The following is an 18074-nucleotide window of genomic DNA, read 5'->3' on the forward strand; positions in this document are numbered from 1 at the left end:
GTCGCAACCCTTTGCCCACCCGTGCTGTCCGAACACACGCCGCGTCAGACTCGCTACGCGGTAACGCATCTCAAGCATCAGAGGAATTCGATGGCCCGTCCACGTCAGCATGCACCGGAAGCGCTGCATGCGCGGGTAATGGAGACCTGCGATGAATGGCTCAAAGAGCAGCCCGTTCACGCCCTGTCTCTGCGCAACCTGGCTCGCGAAGTCGGTTGTGCGCCCAGCACCCTGCTCAAGCTCTATGGCAGCTTCGGCAACCTGCTCCAGCACGTCAATCTGGCGACGCTGGACAGGCTGCGCGATGCGATAGCCGGACAGGAGACGCCGAGTCCTTCGGAGCGCCTCAAGGCCTTGGCGCGCGCCTACTGGAGCTTCGCCCAGCGCGACCCTTATCGCTGGCAGCTGCTGTTCGACTTCCCGCTCGCCCAGGAAGGGGAGCTGGACCAGCGTCAGAACGCGATGATCGAAGGGCTGTTCGAGCGTGTGGAGGGGGCTTTGGTCGAGTACGCCCCACGCGTCGAGTCCGTCGAGGCCAAGCGCATGGCGCGCACGCTGTGGGGTAGCGTGCATGGTCTGGTGCAGCTGGGCATGAACGAGCGTCTGGGGCTCTGGCAGGGGCAGCCACTGGAAGTGACGGAGCTTCTCGATCAGTTGCTGGACACCATGTTGGCAGGGCTCAAGGTACGCAGCGAGGCTGCGTGTGCGGGGGATGCCACGGAAGCTGGAAAATGAGTCGAGAACTGCTCCGGCGACCCCGTTTTGCGCCCTTCTTCTGGACCCAGGCCCTCGGGGCCTTCAATGACAATCTGTTCAAGAACGCCTTGCTGCTGCTGATGACCTTCGTGGTCATCGAGCAGCGGGGCTGGGACACCGGCATCGTCAACAACCTGGCGGCCGGTCTTTTCATCCTGCCTTTTCTGCTGTTCTCCGCCTGGGGCGGCCTGTTGGCTGACCGCCTCGACAAGCAGCGCCTGATCGTGCGACTCAAGTGGCTGGAGCTGGCTACCATGAGCGTGGCGGCCGGCGCCTTGATCTTCGAAGCCTGGGAGTTGCTGCTGGCGCTGCTGTTCATGATGGGCACCCAGTCGGCGCTCTTCGGCCCGGTCAAGTACGCCATCCTGCCCCAGCATCTCAAGCCGGATGAGCTGGTCAGCGGCAATGCCTGGGTCGAGCTGGGCACCTTTCTGGCCATCCTGATCGGTACCCTTGCTGCCGCGGCCTTGATGGCACTGGGCGGCGAGCTGGCACGCTGGGCGCTCTCCGCGTCGCTGGTTTCCTTGTCCCTGCTGGGCGTGATGGCGGCCGGCAAGATTCCGCCGGCACCCTCCGCTTCGCCCGGCCCCGTGCCGTGGCGGCCGCTCTCCGGCAGCATCGCGGTGATGCGTGAAGGGCTGAGCAACCGCCGGCTACGCTGGGCGCTGCTGGGCATCAGTGCCTTCTGGTTCCTCGGCGCCAGCTATCTGACGCAATTGCCGGCCTATGCGCGCGATATCGTGCATGGGGCCGAAGGGGCGACCTCTGCCTTGCTGGCGGCCTTTGCCATCGGTATCGGGTTGGGGTCGCTGGCCTGTGAACGTGTCTCGCGCGGGCGCCTCGAGACGGGACTGGTCCCCTTCGGCGCGCTGATCATCTTCGCTGGCGGGCTGGATCTTGCCCTGCGCCCGGCACTGGCTGAGGCGCAGATGGCCATGCCCTTGATCGAGCTGCTGGGCATCGCCGGTTTCTGGCGCATGTGGCTGGATCTCGGCGTCATCGGGTTCGGTGGTGGCCTCTATATCGTGCCGCTCTATACCCTGTTGCAGATCCGCAGTCCTGAAGATCACCGCGCGCGCATGATCGCCGCCAACAACGTGCTCAATGCCCTGCTGATGGTGCTGTCGGCCGGTGCCGGCATTCTGGTGCTGGGCGTGATGGGGCGCGATATTCCGGATTTCCTGCTGTTGCTGTCCCTGATCAGCGGACTGATCGCAGTGGTCTGCATGCTGCGCGACCCGCGCCCCTTCCTGCGCCTCAATATCTTCATCCTCATCCACCTGATGTATCGCCTGCACCTCAAGGGGCGCTGGCGGATACCGGCGGAAGGGGCGGCGCTGGTGGTGTGCAATCACGTCAGCTTCATGGATGCGCTGATTCTGGGCGGGGCCAGTCCGCGTCCGCTGCGTTTCCTGATGGATGCCGAGATCTATCACTCGCCGTGGCTCAAGTGGTTCTTCCGCATTGCCGGGGCGATTCCGGTGGATTCCTCACGCAAGGACCCGGCAGGGGTGCGCCGTTCGCTGGAGGAAGTCGGCAAGGCGCTGCGCGAGGGAGAAGTCGTGATGATCTTCCCCGAGGGCAAGCTGACGCGTGATGGTGAGGTCGGCCGCTTCCGGCGCGGGCTGGAGTTGATTCTGGCGCGTGACCCGGTGCCGGTGATTCCGATGGCGCTGGGCGGACTATGGGGGTCCTGGTTCTCCCACGGCGGCGGGCCTGCTTTCGCCAAGTTCCCGCGGCGTCTGCGCGGGCGGGTAGAGCTGTGTGTAGGACGTACCTTCGACCCTGTCGGCACCAAGGCGGTGGAGCTCGAAGAAGCGGTGCGTGATCTGCATCGCAAGGCGACACGCCTGGCAGGCAATCGGTGACAGGATGAAGCGGCCTCGCTCGTGTTCAGCCGTCACCCCGGTTGGTGAGAGCCAGCCCTGCCCCTGAAGACAAGACGCCGCCCGTGATCTCGCGGGCGGCGTCTTTTTGCGTGTGCCTCATCCAGGGCGGCCGGTGGGCTCACTCAAGCAGACGTGGTGGCGCCACTGCGGGCACTGGGCTGATTGGACGGGGCGGTATGGCGCGTGATCCAGAAGCCGATGCTGCCGATCAGGCAGGCTGTCAGCATCACCAGGGGCACCGGCAGCATGTCAGTGCCGTTCAGCCACAGACTGGCAATGGCACCATAGAGCCCGCCGCCCAGGAAGAGCGTGGTGCCCGAGATGGCATTGGCGACACCGTGACCGCGGGCGAAGAGCGACTGGTAGTCTGCCATCACGTTGGGGGTGATCATGGCGCCTGCGCCAAGTACCACCAGCATGCCGGGAATCATGGTAGCGGCGCTGATCATGCCGCTCAGGCCCAGCCCCAGCAGCCAGCAGATGCCTGTCAGCTGGACACCCAGTGCCAGCTTGACCAGGGTGCGCATGCGCAGGTGCTTGAGGCCGACATGATTGAGACGATTGCCGACGAACATCGCCACCACGTTGGCACCGAAAGCCAGCGCGAACTGAGGCGGTGTCATCCCGAGCAGCCCCTGATACAGATAGCTGGCATTGGTGATGAAGGTGAACATGATGCCGGGGCCGCACAGGATCAGCATCAGATGGCCGGGTACACCGCGCGTGGAGAGGATGTCACGATAGCTACGCAGCACATTGCGGGGCTTGAAGGGCGTGCGCTCGCTGGGCGGGTGGGTTTCCGGCAGCCAGCGATGGATGATCAGGCCGACCAGCAGTCCGTAGACCCCCAGCGCGAAGAAGATTGTCGTCCAGTGGCTCAGCGAGATCACCAAGGCCCCGAGGGACGGGGCGATCAACGGCGCGGTCATCAGCACCATGGTGACGTTGGTCATCAGGCGAGCGGCGTCCTTGCCGGTCGCGACATCCCTTACCACGGTGCGTGAGACACCACCTGTCATGCCGGTGGCGATGCCCTGCAGCACTCGCCAGAACAGCAGCCAATGGAAGTCGCGGGTCAGTGCGCAGCCCAGACCGGCGACGAGAAACAGCACGAAGCCGCTCAGGGCCACCGGGCGACGCCCCAGGCTGTCGGACAGCGGACCGCCGCCCAGCTGCCCCATCGCGTAGCCGAAGAAGAACATGGTGATGGTCAGGCCGATACGATGCTCGTCCACGCCGAAGTCGCCTGCCATGGACGGCATGGCAGGCAGATAGGCGTCAGTGGCCAGAGGGGCGAGGGCGACCATCAACGCCAGCATCAGCGTGAAGCGGGCGGGGTGGTGCTGCAGTGCAATCTTCGAAGGGGAGGCTGAGGTCATGTCGGCCCTTTGTGCAGGTGGTGGGCGTGGCGGAAAGACGGTCGGCGGATTCGGTGGCGGTGATCGTGAGTCAACAGGCCGGATGTCACCGTGCTCGTCGTGGCGCAGGCAGAGGATAACGCGTGTCTTCGCCATTGGCCGCTTCACGGCATGCAACACGGCATTGCAACGAGCTGGAACGTGAAGAGCCCGCCGGGTGGCGGGCTCTTTTTGGCATCACGACGTGATGCCGAGGGGCAATGGCGACATCAGGTGCGTGTGGTGCGGGCTGCCTGCCAGCAGCGTGCCGAGGTGATCTGGTTGTCCTTCACCTGCTGGATCTCGATGCGCGTAGTGCCGATGGCGAGACTGGCCGGAGCATCCGGGAAGGATTCCAGGTGTTCCAGAATCAGGCCGTTGAGTGTCTTGGGACCGTCAGTCGGCAGCTGCCAGCCGATGGCCTTGTTGATCTCGCGGATGTTGGCGGTGCCTTCGATCACGTAACTGCCGTTGTCCTGCGGGTGGATCTCCTGATGCGTACCGGCGACATCGGTGGTGAACTCGCCGACGATCTCCTCGAGGATGTCCTCCAATGTCGCCAGCCCCTGCACATCGCCATACTCGTCGACCACGATGCCGATGCGGCGTTTCTGCTTCTGGAAGTTGAGCAGCTGGGTATGCAGCGGCGTGGACTCCGGGATGAAGTAGGGCTCGCGGGCTTCCTGGATGATGGAGGCCTTGGTGACCTCGTCCAGTGACAGGAAGCGCGCCGCGTTGCGCAGGTGCAGGATGCCTATGATGTTGTTGATGTCCCCCTTGTAGACCGGCACCCGCGTGTGCTGACTGGCGCGGATATGGCTGAGGATGATGTCGAGGTCATCGTCCAGGTCGATGCCGAAGATCTCCTGACGAGGCACCATGATGTCATCGACGGTGACGTTCTCGAGATCGAGGATCGACAGCAGCATGCCCTGGTGGCGACGCGGAATCATGCTGCCAGCCTCATGGACCACGGTGCGCAGCTCGTCACGAGTCAGGCTGTCGGCGCCGCCGCTGACATCGCGCACGCCGAAGAGACGCAGCAGGCTATTGGAGATGCCATTGACCAGCCATACCAGCGGGTAGAGCAGCTTGAGCAACGGCTCCAGTACCAGAGAGGCCGGATAGGCGATGCGCTCCGGGTTCACGGCGGCCATGGTCTTGGGCGTCACTTCGGCAAAGATCAGCACCACGATGGTCAACACGGCGGTCGAGACGGCCGGGCCTGAGACATCACCGAAGTAATGGATCGCGATGATGGTCGCCAGCGAGGCGGCCAGGTTGTTGACGAAGTTGTTGCCGATCAGGATGACGCCGATCAGGCGGTCCGGGCGGGAAAGCAGGCGGGTAACACGCTTGGCGCCGCGCTCACCGCCCTTGGCGCGGTGACTGAGACGGTAGCGGTTGATCGACATCATGCCGGTCTCGGAACTCGAGAAGAAGGCAGACAGGATGATCAGGATGACCAGTAGGCCGAACAGCAGCCCCAACGGGGTGTCGTCGCTCAAGAGTGAAGGGTCCTCGGTGGCGGATTTAGGCGCATGATACTGACACGCTCGCTGCAATGCATCAGGCGCAGCGAGCGATCTCTGTCGGGATGGCAGGACTTAGTGGGAAAATATCACTTGCAGCACGAACTTGGTGCCGAAGAAGGCCAGTGCCAGTACCAGGCAGCCGCCCAGTGTCCAGCGTGCGGCACGCTGGCCGCGCCAGCCCAGCACGTGATGCCCGAACAGCAGTACGGCGAAGATGATCCAGGCGCCAAGGCTGAGCACGGTCTTGTGAGCCAGATGCTGGGCGAACATGTTGTCCAGATAGATGGTGCCGCTGATGATCGATACGCTGAGCAGGATCATGCCGGCCCAGATCAGCTCGAACAGCGCGCGCTCCATGCTGGTCAGTGCCGGCAGCACCTGGACGATACCGCGGGTATGTCGCTTCTTGAGCGCATGCTGTTGCAGTGACAGCAGCCCGGCCTGCATGGCCGCGATGCTGAAGAAGGCCAACGCCGCCACCGAGGTGAAGATGTGGGCGACCAGGCCGGGGGAGAGCGGGTTCTCGGTGGTGGCGCTCGGCAGGTTCATCACGCCGAGCACGCAGGCGGCGGCGACCGGGAACAGCGCCGCGCCCCCGGCGATCACCGGCTTGAACAGGCTGGCGATGACCAGCAGCAGGCAGATGGCCCAGCTGACCAGCGAAGCGCTCTCGAACAGTCCGAGGTGCAGCGCGCCACCGTGGTTGAGCGTGACCCAGACGATGACGGAATGGCAGGCGACGGCGATCAGCGCCAGGCTGCGCACCAGACGCGTGCGTGCCGGGACGCGGCGTGTCAGGGTAAGGCCCTGCCAGAGGCCGGCGCCGAGATAGAAGATGATGGCCAGAAAGGCAAAAGGCAGAGCCTGCATGTGCTGTTGTCCAGGTGCCGGAGGGTAGCGGGAGATCAGGCCTCGCATGAGACACTGTCTATCTGCAGAGACTATACCGAATGCGCCGCCGGGATTGCATCCACTCGCGGTGTCCTGTCGCGTGCTCTGACGGGCGATGAGGCCCGCGCGGCAACAGACTCCGCATTGCATGACGATTGTCGGCGCTGCTTCCTTCATGCATGTCATCGCCAGGATGGCGACTTGCAAGTCTTGCATGCATGGAGACACGGCCGCCCTGTGCGTATAATGCGCGACAGGATAACCATTCACGCGCTGGGGCGTCATGCCGTGCGCCGGTCACGAGGTGGCTTACGCCCTCGTCCCCGCAGCGCGGACCCCAGACGTCCCTAGCCGGAGAGGCCCATGTTTCAAAGTTTGAGTGATCGCCTGTCGCATACGCTGAAGTCGATTACCGGCCAGGCCAAGCTGACGGAAGACAACATCAAGGACACCCTGCGCGAAGTGCGCAAGGCGTTGCTTGAAGCCGATGTCGCGCTGCCGGTGGTCAAGGCCTTCATCGAGCGAGTGCGCGAACGTGCCGTCGGTCAGGAAGTGTCCAAGAGCCTGTCGCCGGGCCAGCAGTTCGTCAAGATCGTCCAGCAGGAGCTGGAAGCGATCATGGGCGAAGCCAATGAAGGTCTGACGCTCAAGGGCAGTCCGGCCGTCATTCTGATGGCAGGCCTGCAGGGCGCGGGCAAGACCACCACCGTCGCCAAGCTGGCACGCTACCTGCGTGAGCGCGAGAAGAAGAAGGTGCTGGTGGTCTCGGCGGACGTCTATCGTCCGGCCGCCATCGACCAGCTGGAAACGCTGGCCAAGGAAGTCGGGGTCGATTTCTTCCCCTCCGACTCCTCCCAGCAGCCGGTGGCCATCGCCGAAGCGGCGATGAAGCACGCGCGTATCCAGTTCCACGACGTGGTGCTGGTCGATACCGCCGGTCGCCTGCATGTCGATGCCGACATGATGGACGAGATTGCCGCCCTGCACCGCAGCGTCAATCCCGACGAGACGCTGTTCGTCGTCGATGCGATGACCGGTCAGGATGCCGCCAACACCGCCAAGGCCTTCCATGAAGCCTTGCCACTGACCGGTGTCGTGCTGACCAAGGCCGACGGTGATGCGCGTGGCGGTGCGGCCCTGTCCGTACGTCACATCACCGGCAAGCCGATCAAGTTCATGGGCATGGGGGAGAAGGTCGACGCCCTCGAACCCTTCCACCCGGACCGCATCGCCTCGCGCATCCTCGGCATGGGCGACATGCTGTCGCTGATCGAGGAAGCCGAGCGCACCGTCGACAAGAGCAAGGCCGAGCAGCTGGCCAGCAAGGTCAAGAAAGGCGAAGGCTTCGATCTCGAGGACTTCCGTGACCAGTTGCAGCAGCTCAAGAACATGGGGGGCATGGGCAGCCTGATGTCCAAGCTGCCGGGCATGGGGCAGCTGGCGGAAGTCGCCCAGAGCCAGGCCAGCGAGAAGGAGCTGGGCAAGCTGGAGGCGATGATCAACTCCATGACGCCCAAGGAGCGCCGCAACCCAGCCCTCATCAATGGGTCGCGCAAGCGCCGCATCTGCATGGGCTCCGGTACTCAGGTGCCGGACCTCAACCGTTTGCTCAAGCAGCACAAGCAGATGGCCAAGATGATGAAGAAGGCCGGCAAGAAAGGTGGCATGCAGAAGATGATGCGTGGCATGTCCGGCATGATGGGCGGTGGCGGTGGTCCTGGCGGCCCCGGCGGTATGGGGGGCATGGGCGGTATGGGTGGCCCCGGCGGCATGGGTGGCGGACGCTTCCCGCGTCGCTGATTGCTGACCCGATGCCCGATGCAGCGCTGATGAGACATGGGCGCTGACACCTGGAATAGCGCTCCGTGGCACGTCCCGTGTCGCGGAGCGTGTGTATGGCCTTGGAAAAAGGTTTCCAAGGCTTGCCAATTTCCGTAGAATGTCGCCTCTTCGTGTGGACCCTCCATGCGAAGACGAGTTCTGTGGCACGATTTTCACTTCAACACGAAGGACAGATTACGCAATGGTTACCATTCGTCTGGCACGTGGTGGCGCCAAGAAGCGTCCCTTCTACCACCTGGCTGTAGCTGACTCCCGCACAGCCCGTGATGGCCGCTTCATCGAGCGCGTCGGCTTCTTCAACCCGGTCGCTCGCGGCCAGGAAGAGCGTCTGCGCGTCGATCTCGAGCGCATCGCTCACTGGCAGCAGCAGGGCGCACAGGTCTCTGACCGTGTCGCTCAGCTGATCAAGGAAGCTGGCAAGCAGCAGGCTTGATTCCAGGATGCCTACTCAACCGAACAATCCGCAGCCGACCGCAGCGTCATCGCATGACGATGATGTGGTGGTAATGGGGAAGCTTACCAGCCCCTATGGCGTCAAAGGCTGGCTCAAGGTGTATTCCTACACCAGCCCGATTGACGGCATCTTCGATTACGCTGGCTGGATGCTGAAGCTGGACGGGAAGCAGATTCCCGCCCGCCTCGCTCAGGCACGTCGCCATGGCAAGGGCCTGGTGGCACAGCTCGAAGGTATCGACAGTCGCGAAGCAGCACAGGAGCTGGCCGGGGCGGAGATTCTCCTGCCCAAGCAGCACCTGCCGCAGCTGGAAGTCGGTGAGTACTACTGGCATCAACTGGAAGGTCTCGAGGTGGTAACGCTGGATGGCCAGCGCCTCGGGAAAGTGAGCACCCTGATGGAGACCGGTGCCAACGACGTTCTGGTGATAAAGCCGAACGACGACAGCATCGATGAGAAGGAACGGCTCGTGCCGTACCTTCCCGATCAGGTGGTTCGCGATGTGGATCTCACCTCTGGGCGCATGAGCGTCGACTGGGATCCCGAATTCTGATGTTAAGCACAGAGAGCTGACGCCTGTGTGGATTGGTGTAGTGAGCCTGTTTCCGGAAATGTTCACGGCGATTACCGCCAGTGGCGTGACCGGCCGAGCGGTCGACAAGGGCCTGCTCGAGGTTGATTTCTGGAATCCTCGCGACTACGCCACCGACAGGCACCGTACGGTCGATGATCGTCCCTACGGCGGTGGTCCCGGCATGTTGATGAAGGTCGAGACCCTGCGAGGTGCCATTCGTGACGCCCGTGCCGCTGGTGGTGACGACGCCCGCGTGATCTATCTCTCCCCGCAAGGCCGCAAGCTGGATCAGGCCGGTGCCCGTGAACTGGCGACGAATGAGCGCCTGATCGTGGTGGCCGGACGCTATGAAGGCATTGACGAACGCGTGGTGGAAGAGGAGATCGATGAGGAGTGGTCGATCGGCGATTACGTCCTGTCTGGCGGGGAACTGCCGGCCATGGTCCTGATCGATACGGTTGCGCGCCTGGTGCCGGGCGTACTCGGGCATGAAGCCAGCGCGGAGGAGGATTCCTTCACTGATGGCCTGCTCGATTGTCCGCACTATACCCGCCCTGAAGTCATCGACGGCAAGCGGGTGCCGGATGTTCTGCTCAGTGGCAATCATGCCCTGATCAAGCGCTGGCGGTTGCAGCAGTCTCTGGGACGTACCTGGCTCAGGCGTCCGGATTTGCTGGAGAGTCGCACGTTGACTCGTGAGGAGCGCAAGCTGCTCGACGAGTTCATCGCGCAGCACGCCCGGAAAGGCAAGGCCTGACCGCTGCGAACCGAAGGTTCGCTGTCAGGAGAAGGCCACCACCGTGGCGGAGGTGCGGCACGGCCCGGAGTCATCTTGCGGGAGTTCCGTGGCGCGTCACACACAAGGTCGATCCCCGTGTTCAAGGCCGTTTGCGGTGCCGGGGTCATGACGAACATCAATCTCGGGATTGATGCTAACGAATTTGGAGCTAGCGATGAGCAGCAAGAATAAACTGATCCAGGCGATCGAAAACGAGCAGATGGCCAAGGAAGTCCCGGCCTTTGCACCGGGCGACACCATCGTCGTCCAGGTCAAGGTTGTCGAAGGTACTCGTGAGCGTCTGCAGGCCTTCGAAGGCGTGGTGATCGGCAAGCGTAACCGCGGTCTGAACTCCGCCTTCACCGTCCGCAAGATCTCCCACGGTGTGGGCGTCGAGCGTACCTTCCAGACTTACAGCCCGCAGGTTGCCGCTATCGACGTCAAGCGTCGTGGTGACGTCCGTCAGGCCAAGCTGTACTACCTCCGTGAGCGTAGCGGCAAGTCTGCACGCATCAAGGAAAAGCTGGGCTAAGCGCTCCGCATTCCCTGACTGCAGAACTCGGCAGTACTGCGGGGGAGCGAATTGCCACTTGCTCCTCCGCCACACGAAGACCCCGCCATGCATCGCATGGCGGGGTCTTCGTGTGTGCGCCAGGGAAATCCGGTGTGACTTGCAGCGGGTTCATTTCATCGTCAGGGCATCACGGTAGAATCGAGGCTCACGCAGGCCCGGTGCCGCGGTACATGACGGCCACGCGAGCGTGGATGGCGCGTCATTCAGGATGGGGGAGCGGGAATGATGGACGACGATGCGTTGGTCGAGGCCTTTCTCGATACGTTGTGGCTAGAGCGGGGCGCCAGTGACAATACGCTCGGTGCCTATCGCAGTGATCTCACGGCCTGGCGGCGCTGGTTGGCCGATCAGGCGGAGGCGGGTGCTGACACGGTGCCCTTGCTGAGCGTGGCACCGCAGAAGGTGCAGGTCTTCTGTGACTCGCGGCGTGAGTCGCATGCGCTGCGCTCCACGGCGCGCCTGCTGTCGGCATTGCGGCGCTTCTATCGCTGGGCGCTGGCCGAAGGCATGATCGAGGCGGACCCGCTGCATGAGGTGCGCCTGCCGCGCGTGATTCCCAGCCTGCCGGGCACGCTGGATGAGGAAGAGGTCGAGCGCCTGCTGGAGGCGCCGGATCTCGAGACGCCCATCGGGCTGCGTGACCGCACCATGCTCGAAGTGCTCTATGGGGCGGGGCTGCGTATCAGCGAGCTGGTCAACCTGAGTGTCGATGCGCTCAATCTGCGCCAGGGCGTCGTGCGTGTCACCGGCAAGGGCGATCGTGAGCGGCTGGTGCCGCTGGGCGAGGAGGCCTGTGACTGGTTGTCACGCTGGCTGTCCGTTGGCCGACCTGCGATGATGGCCGACCAGACGCGTCCGGCACTGTTTCCCGGCCGACACGACAAGGCCATGACGCGACAGACCTTCTGGCATCGCATCCGGCGTCACGCCGTGACTGCGGCCATCAGCAAGCCTCTGTCACCGCATACGCTGCGCCATGCCTTCGCCACGCACCTTCTCAATCACGGTGCCAACCTGCGTGTCGTGCAGCTGTTGCTGGGACATCGTGATCTTTCCACGACCCAGATCTATACCCATGTGGCCCAGGCGCGTCTGGAGCGTCTGCATGCCGAACATCATCCGCGTGGCTGAGTGTCCTTTCCTCTGCGCGCGGACGCCAAGGAGTGTTTGATGAGCAAGTCTTTCCGTCGTCCGCAGGCCCTGTCCCGTGCGATTCGCCTCTTGAGTGCCGGCGCCGTGCTGACGCTGGTGGCGCCATTGGCCCAGGCTGATGCCCTGGATGATCTGCGTGACAAGCTCGTCGTCAATGGCCAGCCGCTGCCGGTCGAATCACTGGCCTCAAGCCCCATCGATGGCCTCTATGAGGTGCGCCTGACCAGTGGCGAGAGCTTCTTTACCGATATCGACGGCAAGCATCTGATCGTGGGTGAGATGTACCGCAATGATGGCGACAAGGGGCTGGTCAATCTCAGCGAGCAGAAGGCCAATGGCGAGCGTCTCAAGCTGCTGGCCGAGGTCAGTGAAGATGATATGGTCATCTTCCGCCCGGCGGGTGAGGTCAAGGCGGTGATCAGTGTCTTCACCGACACCACCTGCCCGTATTGCCGCAAGCTGCACCAGGAAGTGCCGGAGCTCAATGCACGCGGCATCGAAGTGCGCTATCTGGCCTTCCCGCGCGGTGGCATGCGCTCGCAGGGCGCACGTGAACTGGCGCAGGTGTGGTGCGCCGAGAATCGCACCGAGGCGATGAACCAGATCAAGAATGAAGGCGAAGTGCCCAGGCAGGCGGCCAGCTGCGATGCGCCGGTGCAAAGCCAGTATCAGCTGGGCACGCGCATGGGAGTGCAGGGCACCCCGGCCATCGTGATGCCGGATGGCCAGATGGTGCCGGGCTACCTGCCGGTGGAGCGTCTTGCCACCATGCTGGGCATCGATGACTGAGCCACACGAATCACATGAACCACAGGCGACAAGACTGCGCGTTGACAGGGCGTCCTGCCTTGCTACCGTGGTCACGACAGACGTACGTGCAGGATGTCTGGATAATAGACCGACGTGAGATCGGCAAGGCCGTCGCTGACAGTGGCGCGGCCCTCAAGGCTGGATACCGTAACAAGAGAGGAAAGCGACGTTGAAACCGGTGAAAGTAGGAATCTGTGGTCTAGGGACCGTAGGCGGCGGCACTTATAACGTGCTGATTCGCAATGCCGATGAGATTGCGCGTCGTGCTGGACGCCCGATCATCGTCGAACAGGTCGGCGCACGACGCGACAATCCTGACTGCGACATCACCGGCGTCAGCCGCACGCATGACATCTTCGAGGTCGCGCGTAATCCCGAGGTCGACGTGCTGGTCGAGCTGATCGGCGGCTACGATGTCGCCTATGAGCTGGTGATGGAAGCCATCGCCAACGGCAAGCATGTCGTGACCGCCAACAAGGCGCTGATCGCCGTCCACGGCAATGAGATCTTCCGTGCCGCGGCCGAGAAAGGCGTGATGGTAGCCTTCGAAGCCGCAGTGGCCGGTGGCATTCCCGTCATCAAGTCGCTGCGTGAAGGTCTGGGTGCCAACCGCATCCAGTGGCTGGCCGGCATCATCAACGGCACCGGCAACTTCATCCTCAGCGCGATGCGTGATGAAGGTCGCAGCTTCGAGGACGTGCTGGCCGAGGCTCAGGCGCTGGGCTATGCCGAAGCCGATCCGACCTTCGATGTCGAAGGCATCGATGCCGCGCACAAGCTGACCATCCTGGCCTCGATCGCCTTCGGCGTGCCGCTGCAGTTCGACAAGGCCTACACCGAAGGCATCTCGCGCATCACGGCCGAGGACATCGAGCAGGCCGATAACCTGGGCTACATCATCAAGCATCTGGGCATCACTCGCGCCACGGCCAAGGGCCTCGAGCTGCGCGTGCATCCGACGCTGATTCCCAAGGAGCGTCTGCTGGCCAATGTGCATGGCGTCAAGAATGCCATCGAGGTGATGGGCGACGCTGTCGGCCCGACCCTTTATTACGGCGCTGGCGCCGGTGCCGAGCCGACGGCCTCTGCCGTGGTCGCGGACCTGCTCGACGTGGCGCGCGATATCGCCACCGACCACCGCTACCGCGTGCCGTATCTGGCCTTCTCCGAGATTAATCAGCACGGCGACACTCTGCCGATCCTGCCGATGGAAGAGATCGAGACGGCCTGCTATCTGCGTCTGCACGCAGTGGACCGCCCGGGCGTGTTGGCACGTGTCGCGTCGATACTCTCCGATCAGGGCATCTCCATCGAGGCGATCATCCAGAAGGAAGCCACCGAAGGGGAGCTGGTGCCGATCATTCTGCTCACGCACCGTGCGCGCGAACTGCACATGAACGAAGCGATTCGTCAGCTGGAAGCGCTGGTGGATGTCGCCGGGTCCGTGGTGCGCATTCGTGTCGAGGATCTCGACGACAACGCCTGATCGCGGGCAAACGGGGTGGGGCTATCGACGCTGATGGCACCGCCCCGCTGGGCAGCCGGCGCAGGCCGGAAGAGCAAGAATCATAACGGTGGCAAGAGCCACGGGAAGACACGACATGCGTTATATCTCCACGCGCGGCCAGGCGCCGGCGCTCGGTTTTGAAGATGTGGTTCTCACGGGGCTTGCCAGCGATGGTGGCCTGTACGTGCCGGAAACCCTGCCGCAGTTCAGCGCCGAAGAACTGACGGCGATGGCCGGTGAGTCCTACGCGGAAATCGCCTTCCGTGTCATGAAGCCCTTCGTCGATGGCGCCATCGATGACGAGACCTTCCGTGACATCGTGCGCGAGACCTACGCGACCTTTAGTCACGATGCCGTCGCGCCGCTCAATCAGCTCGACAGCAACCATTACCTGCTGGAGCTGTTCCACGGCCCGACGCTGGCCTTCAAGGATGTCGCGCTGCAGCTGCTGGGTCGCCTGCTGGATCACTTCCTCGCCAAGCGCGGCGAGCGTGCGGTGATCATGGGCGCGACCTCCGGCGATACCGGTTCTGCCGCCATCGAAGGCTGCCGTGCCTGCGATCATGTGGATATCTTCATTCTGCATCCGCACAACCGTGTCTCCGAAGTGCAGCGTCGCCAGATGACCTCCGTGCTGGCGCCCAACGTCTTCAACATCGCCATCGAAGGCAACTTCGATGATGCCCAGGCGATGGTGAAGGCCAGCTTTGCCGATCAGGACTTCCTGAACGGCACGCGTCTGGTTGCGGTCAACTCGATCAACTGGGCGCGTATCATGGCTCAGACCGTCTACTACGTGGCCGCCGGTGTGGCGCTGGGTGCTCCGGCGCGCCAGGTCAGTTTCACGGTGCCGTCGGCCAACTTCGGCAACATCTTTGCCGGCTATCTGGCCTCGCGCATGGGGCTGCCGGTGCGCCAGCTGGTGATCGCCACCAACGCCAACGACATTCTGCATCGCACCATCTCCTCCAATGACTTCTCGCGTCAGGAGCTGAAGGCGACGCTGGCACCGTCGATGGATATCGTGGTGTCCTCCAACTTCGAGCGCCTGCTGTTCGAGGCCTATGGCCGCGATGGTCAGGCGATCCGTGAGCTGCTCGAGCACTTCTCGCGTGAACCGGCAGCACTGGCGGATGTCCCGCTGGCGAAGCTGCGTGAGCTGTTCTCCAGTCACAGTGTCGATGACGAGACGATCCTCGAAGTCATCCGTGAGGCCCACCATCGCACCGGTGAGATTCTCGATCCGCATACGGCAACCGGCTATCGTGCGGCTGAGGTCTGCCGTACCGATAGCGCGACGCCGATGATCACGCTGTCGACGGCGCATCCGGCCAAGTTTGCCGAAGCCGTGGCGCGTGCCGGCTTTGCTGGCGTCGACCTGCCGCCGCACCTGCATGACCTGCTGGAGCGCGAGGAGCGCTATAGCGTACTGCCGGCGGAGTTGGCGGCAGTGCAGGACTTCGTGCGCGAAAATCGCCGCGGGTGATTGCAACAACTGCCGGTTTGCCCGCTCGGGGTGATCGGCAGTCATCTTTTCATGGCCGTCATGTCTGCAGTCCGCTGCCGAGATGACGGCCATGTCGTTTGTCAGGAGCTCTTCATGTCTGTCACTTCCCCCGTGTCGCCCCCATTCTCGCAAGATTCCATGAGTCGACCGGATGAGCGCATGCTCGCGGCCAGCATTGCGCGAGTCATTCAGCCGCGCGTGCGGGACGAGCGTCTCTATCAACAGGGCATCGCGACCGGGCTCAGTGAATTGCAGGCGCGTGTGCTGGCAGGGCGCCTGACGCTGGAGAGCTGCAAGGCCCCCCTGGAGGCGCTGGTCACACCGGCGCTCCGGCATATCGAGCATCCCGAACGGCTGGCCGATGGCCGGCGCGCGGCAGAGCGCATCGCGCGCGCCGTCGCCGAGGGGGAGCATATCGGCATCCTCACGGACTATGACGTGGACGGCATCACCTCGCATGTGGTGATGCTGCGCACGCTGACCGAGCTGTTCGATGTGCCTTACGACCGCGTGCATAGCCTTATCGGCCATCGCATCCATGATGGTTATGGGATCAGTCTGCCGCTGGTCGAGCGCATCATGACGCTGTCGCCGCGCCCGTCATTGATCGTGACCGCGGACTGCGGCTCCAGTGATGAGGCGCGTCTGGCGTTGCTCAAGGAAGCGGGGATAGATGTCGTGGTGACGGATCACCATGCACTGCCTCAGGAAGGGCCGCCGGCTTCCGCCTACGCGACCGTCAATCCGACACGCGATGACTGCGCCTACCCCGACGCGACCATTGCCGGTTGCATGGTCGCCTGGCTGACCATGTCCTTGACGCGCAACATCTTGATCGAACAGGGCAGGTTGGCGAGCGACGCCCCCAAGCTGTCGCCGTGGTTGTCGTATGTGGCACTGGGGACAGTGGCGGACTGTGTGTCATTGGGGGGGAGTGCGATCAATCGTGCGGTCGTCAATCTGGGCCTCACGCTGATCAACCGCATGCAGGAACCCTGCTGGCGCGCGATGGCAGAACGGCTCGGGGCGGATAGCGTGCCCTTCAATGCCGAGACGCTGGCCTTCCAGATGGGGCCGCGTATCAATGCCCGCTCGCGTCTGGATGACCCGTACGCCGCGCTGCATTTCATGTTGGCGCGTGAAGATGATGCTGCCCAGCGTGCACTGGAAGTGCTCGATCAGGACAACCAGTCACGCAAGGCGATCGAGGCCGAGATGGTGGAGTCGGCGCGTGCCCTGGCGCTCACCTCCTTGCGGGAAGGTCATCAGGTGATCGTGGTCCACCTGGAGGATGGTCATCCCGGGGTGCAGGGCATTGTCGCTTCGCGCCTGGTGCAGCAGTTCGGGCGCCCGACCGTCGTGCTGACACCAGCCGCAGTGCCCGGCATGTTGACGGGCTCCGGGCGCTCCATCGAAGGATTGCACCTGCGGAATGCGCTGCAGCGCGCCCATGATCTCGTGCCGCACTGCCTGCCGCGCTTCGGTGGACATCGCGGCGCCGCTGGGGTGGGCTTGCCGCTGGCGGAAAAGGATACCTTCACTCGTGCTCTGCAACAGGCAGCCGCGGAGCAGTTGGGGGAGAGGGCGCTCAATCCCTTGATTCTCAGCGATGGTGAGCTGGTGGAAGGGCAGCTGAGTCTGGAAACGCTGGATGAGCTCGAGCGTCTGGCGCCCTTCGGACGTGAGTTCGAGGCGCCTCTCTTCGAGGGCAGCTTCCTGGTCGAGAGTCTCAGGCCGGTAGGCGCCGATGGCACGCACCTGTCATTGGAACTCTCGCTCGGGCGTACGCGCCTCAAGGCGATCTGGTTCCGTGCGCTGTCGCCGGGGGAATCGCCGGCATTCGGTGTGGGTTCCTCTGTGAAGTGTGCTTACAAGCTGTCGCGCAATCGCTGGCGGGGGAGAGAGTCACTGCAGTTGATGCTGGAGCACGCAGTGCCTGCATGAGCTTGTTTGGATGAATTGAAATTCCAGGCCCAAAAACCCTTGCCATCAAACCGATTTCTGCGTAAAGTACGCATCCGCTGCCGGGGACGCATGGCGTTACCAGCGGTGAAAGAGGTTTGCAGGTGATTGTTTTGCTTGATGTTTTTGAAGCCCGCTTCGAAAATCATCGATTGACAATCCCGGGCGATTGGCTAGAATACGCCGCACTCCTTGTGGAACAGGTGATCGAGCAATGCTCCTCACCGCTTGATGATGCTTAGAGGCAGTCGATTGACTCATCATCAAGTGCTTGACTTATCAAGCGTTCCGGGTAGAATATGCCTCCTCGCTTCACAGTGACGCTCTTTAAAAATTTGATCAGGTAATTCGTGTGAGCGCTTGCCGATGAGTGGTGACAAGGTCACCAAATATCGGAGCAAGCCTCTCACGAGAAGTTTGACTCTGAACCAAGTTTGGTCTGCTTA

At 63.1% G+C, this 18074-nt stretch carries 15 protein-coding genes; 12 read left to right on the forward strand and 3 right to left on the reverse strand.

What is annotated here, in order from left to right; all coding sequences use genetic code 11:
- The first annotated feature begins 90 nt into the window (after nucleotides 1-90).
- Nucleotides 91-735, forward strand: a complete 645-nt coding sequence (locus MKZ40_RS16375; RefSeq protein WP_175090730.1) for a TetR-like C-terminal domain-containing protein — start codon at nucleotides 91-93, stop codon at nucleotides 733-735.
- The gene (locus tag MKZ40_RS16380; RefSeq protein ID WP_175090729.1) at nucleotides 732-2624 is read left to right on the forward strand and encodes an MFS transporter; all 1893 of its coding nucleotides are present in this window, start codon (nucleotides 732-734) and stop codon (nucleotides 2622-2624) included. The genes MKZ40_RS16375 and MKZ40_RS16380 overlap by 4 nt, the downstream gene beginning before the upstream one ends.
- Before the next feature lie 143 nt (nucleotides 2625-2767).
- Here MKZ40_RS16380 and MKZ40_RS16385 read toward each other — a convergent pair whose 3' ends face one another.
- The 3 genes from MKZ40_RS16385 to ccsA form a co-directional block, all read right to left on the reverse strand.
- The gene (locus tag MKZ40_RS16385; protein ID WP_175090728.1) at nucleotides 2768-4024 is read right to left on the reverse strand and encodes a multidrug effflux MFS transporter; all 1257 of its coding nucleotides are present in this window, start codon (nucleotides 4022-4024) and stop codon (nucleotides 2768-2770) included.
- A 248-nt stretch (nucleotides 4025-4272) separates the two neighbouring features.
- Nucleotides 4273-5550 (reverse strand): HlyC/CorC family transporter, encoded by a 1278-nt coding sequence (locus MKZ40_RS16390; RefSeq protein WP_175090727.1) that lies wholly within the window; start codon nucleotides 5548-5550, stop codon nucleotides 4273-4275.
- 99 nt (nucleotides 5551-5649) lie between these two features.
- Nucleotides 5650-6447, reverse strand: coding sequence for a cytochrome c biogenesis protein CcsA (gene ccsA / locus MKZ40_RS16395; RefSeq protein ID WP_175090726.1), 798 nt, complete (start codon nucleotides 6445-6447; stop codon nucleotides 5650-5652).
- A gap of 384 nt (nucleotides 6448-6831) precedes the next feature.
- Between ccsA and ffh the strand changes: the two genes are divergently transcribed.
- From ffh to MKZ40_RS16445, 10 genes are all read left to right on the forward strand, one after another.
- Complete coding sequence (ffh, locus tag MKZ40_RS16400) at nucleotides 6832-8268, forward strand: signal recognition particle protein (RefSeq protein ID WP_175090725.1); 1437 nt, start codon at nucleotides 6832-6834, stop codon at nucleotides 8266-8268.
- Between the two features lie 223 nt (nucleotides 8269-8491).
- On the forward strand, nucleotides 8492-8743 hold the full coding sequence (gene rpsP / locus MKZ40_RS16405) for a 30S ribosomal protein S16 (RefSeq protein WP_175090724.1): 252 nt from the start codon (nucleotides 8492-8494) through the stop codon (nucleotides 8741-8743).
- A gap of 7 nt (nucleotides 8744-8750) precedes the next feature.
- Nucleotides 8751-9317, forward strand: coding sequence for a ribosome maturation factor RimM (gene rimM, locus MKZ40_RS16410; protein WP_175090723.1), 567 nt, complete (start codon nucleotides 8751-8753; stop codon nucleotides 9315-9317).
- Nucleotides 9318-9342: 25 nt separating this feature from the next.
- Nucleotides 9343-10095 (forward strand): tRNA (guanosine(37)-N1)-methyltransferase TrmD, encoded by a 753-nt coding sequence (trmD, locus tag MKZ40_RS16415; RefSeq protein ID WP_175090722.1) that lies wholly within the window; start codon nucleotides 9343-9345, stop codon nucleotides 10093-10095.
- A gap of 196 nt (nucleotides 10096-10291) precedes the next feature.
- The gene (rplS, locus tag MKZ40_RS16420) at nucleotides 10292-10648 is read left to right on the forward strand and encodes a 50S ribosomal protein L19 (protein WP_175090721.1); all 357 of its coding nucleotides are present in this window, start codon (nucleotides 10292-10294) and stop codon (nucleotides 10646-10648) included.
- 267 nt (nucleotides 10649-10915) lie between these two features.
- Nucleotides 10916-11821, forward strand: a complete 906-nt coding sequence (xerD, locus tag MKZ40_RS16425; protein ID WP_175090737.1) for a site-specific tyrosine recombinase XerD — start codon at nucleotides 10916-10918, stop codon at nucleotides 11819-11821.
- Nucleotides 11822-11860: 39 nt separating this feature from the next.
- Nucleotides 11861-12631 carry a DsbC family protein gene (locus MKZ40_RS16430; protein WP_175090720.1) on the forward strand — a complete coding sequence of 257 codons (771 nt, stop codon included), beginning with the start codon at nucleotides 11861-11863 and terminating at the stop codon, nucleotides 12629-12631.
- Between the two features lie 190 nt (nucleotides 12632-12821).
- Nucleotides 12822-14138 carry a homoserine dehydrogenase gene (locus tag MKZ40_RS16435; RefSeq protein WP_175090719.1) on the forward strand — a complete coding sequence of 439 codons (1317 nt, stop codon included), beginning with the start codon at nucleotides 12822-12824 and terminating at the stop codon, nucleotides 14136-14138.
- A 115-nt stretch (nucleotides 14139-14253) separates the two neighbouring features.
- Nucleotides 14254-15645: a threonine synthase gene (thrC, locus tag MKZ40_RS16440; RefSeq protein WP_175090718.1), complete on the forward strand. Its 1392-nt coding sequence runs from the start codon at nucleotides 14254-14256 to the stop codon at nucleotides 15643-15645.
- 159 nt (nucleotides 15646-15804) lie between these two features.
- A complete protein-coding gene (locus MKZ40_RS16445) occupies nucleotides 15805-17610 on the forward strand; it encodes a DHH family phosphoesterase (protein ID WP_175090736.1) in 1806 nt (601 codons plus the stop codon).
- Nucleotides 17611-18074: the final 464 nt, after the last annotated feature.

Origin of the sequence: Cobetia sp. BMC6, assembly GCF_029991385.1 — a bacterium.
Lineage (GTDB): Bacteria > Pseudomonadota > Gammaproteobacteria > Pseudomonadales > Halomonadaceae > Cobetia.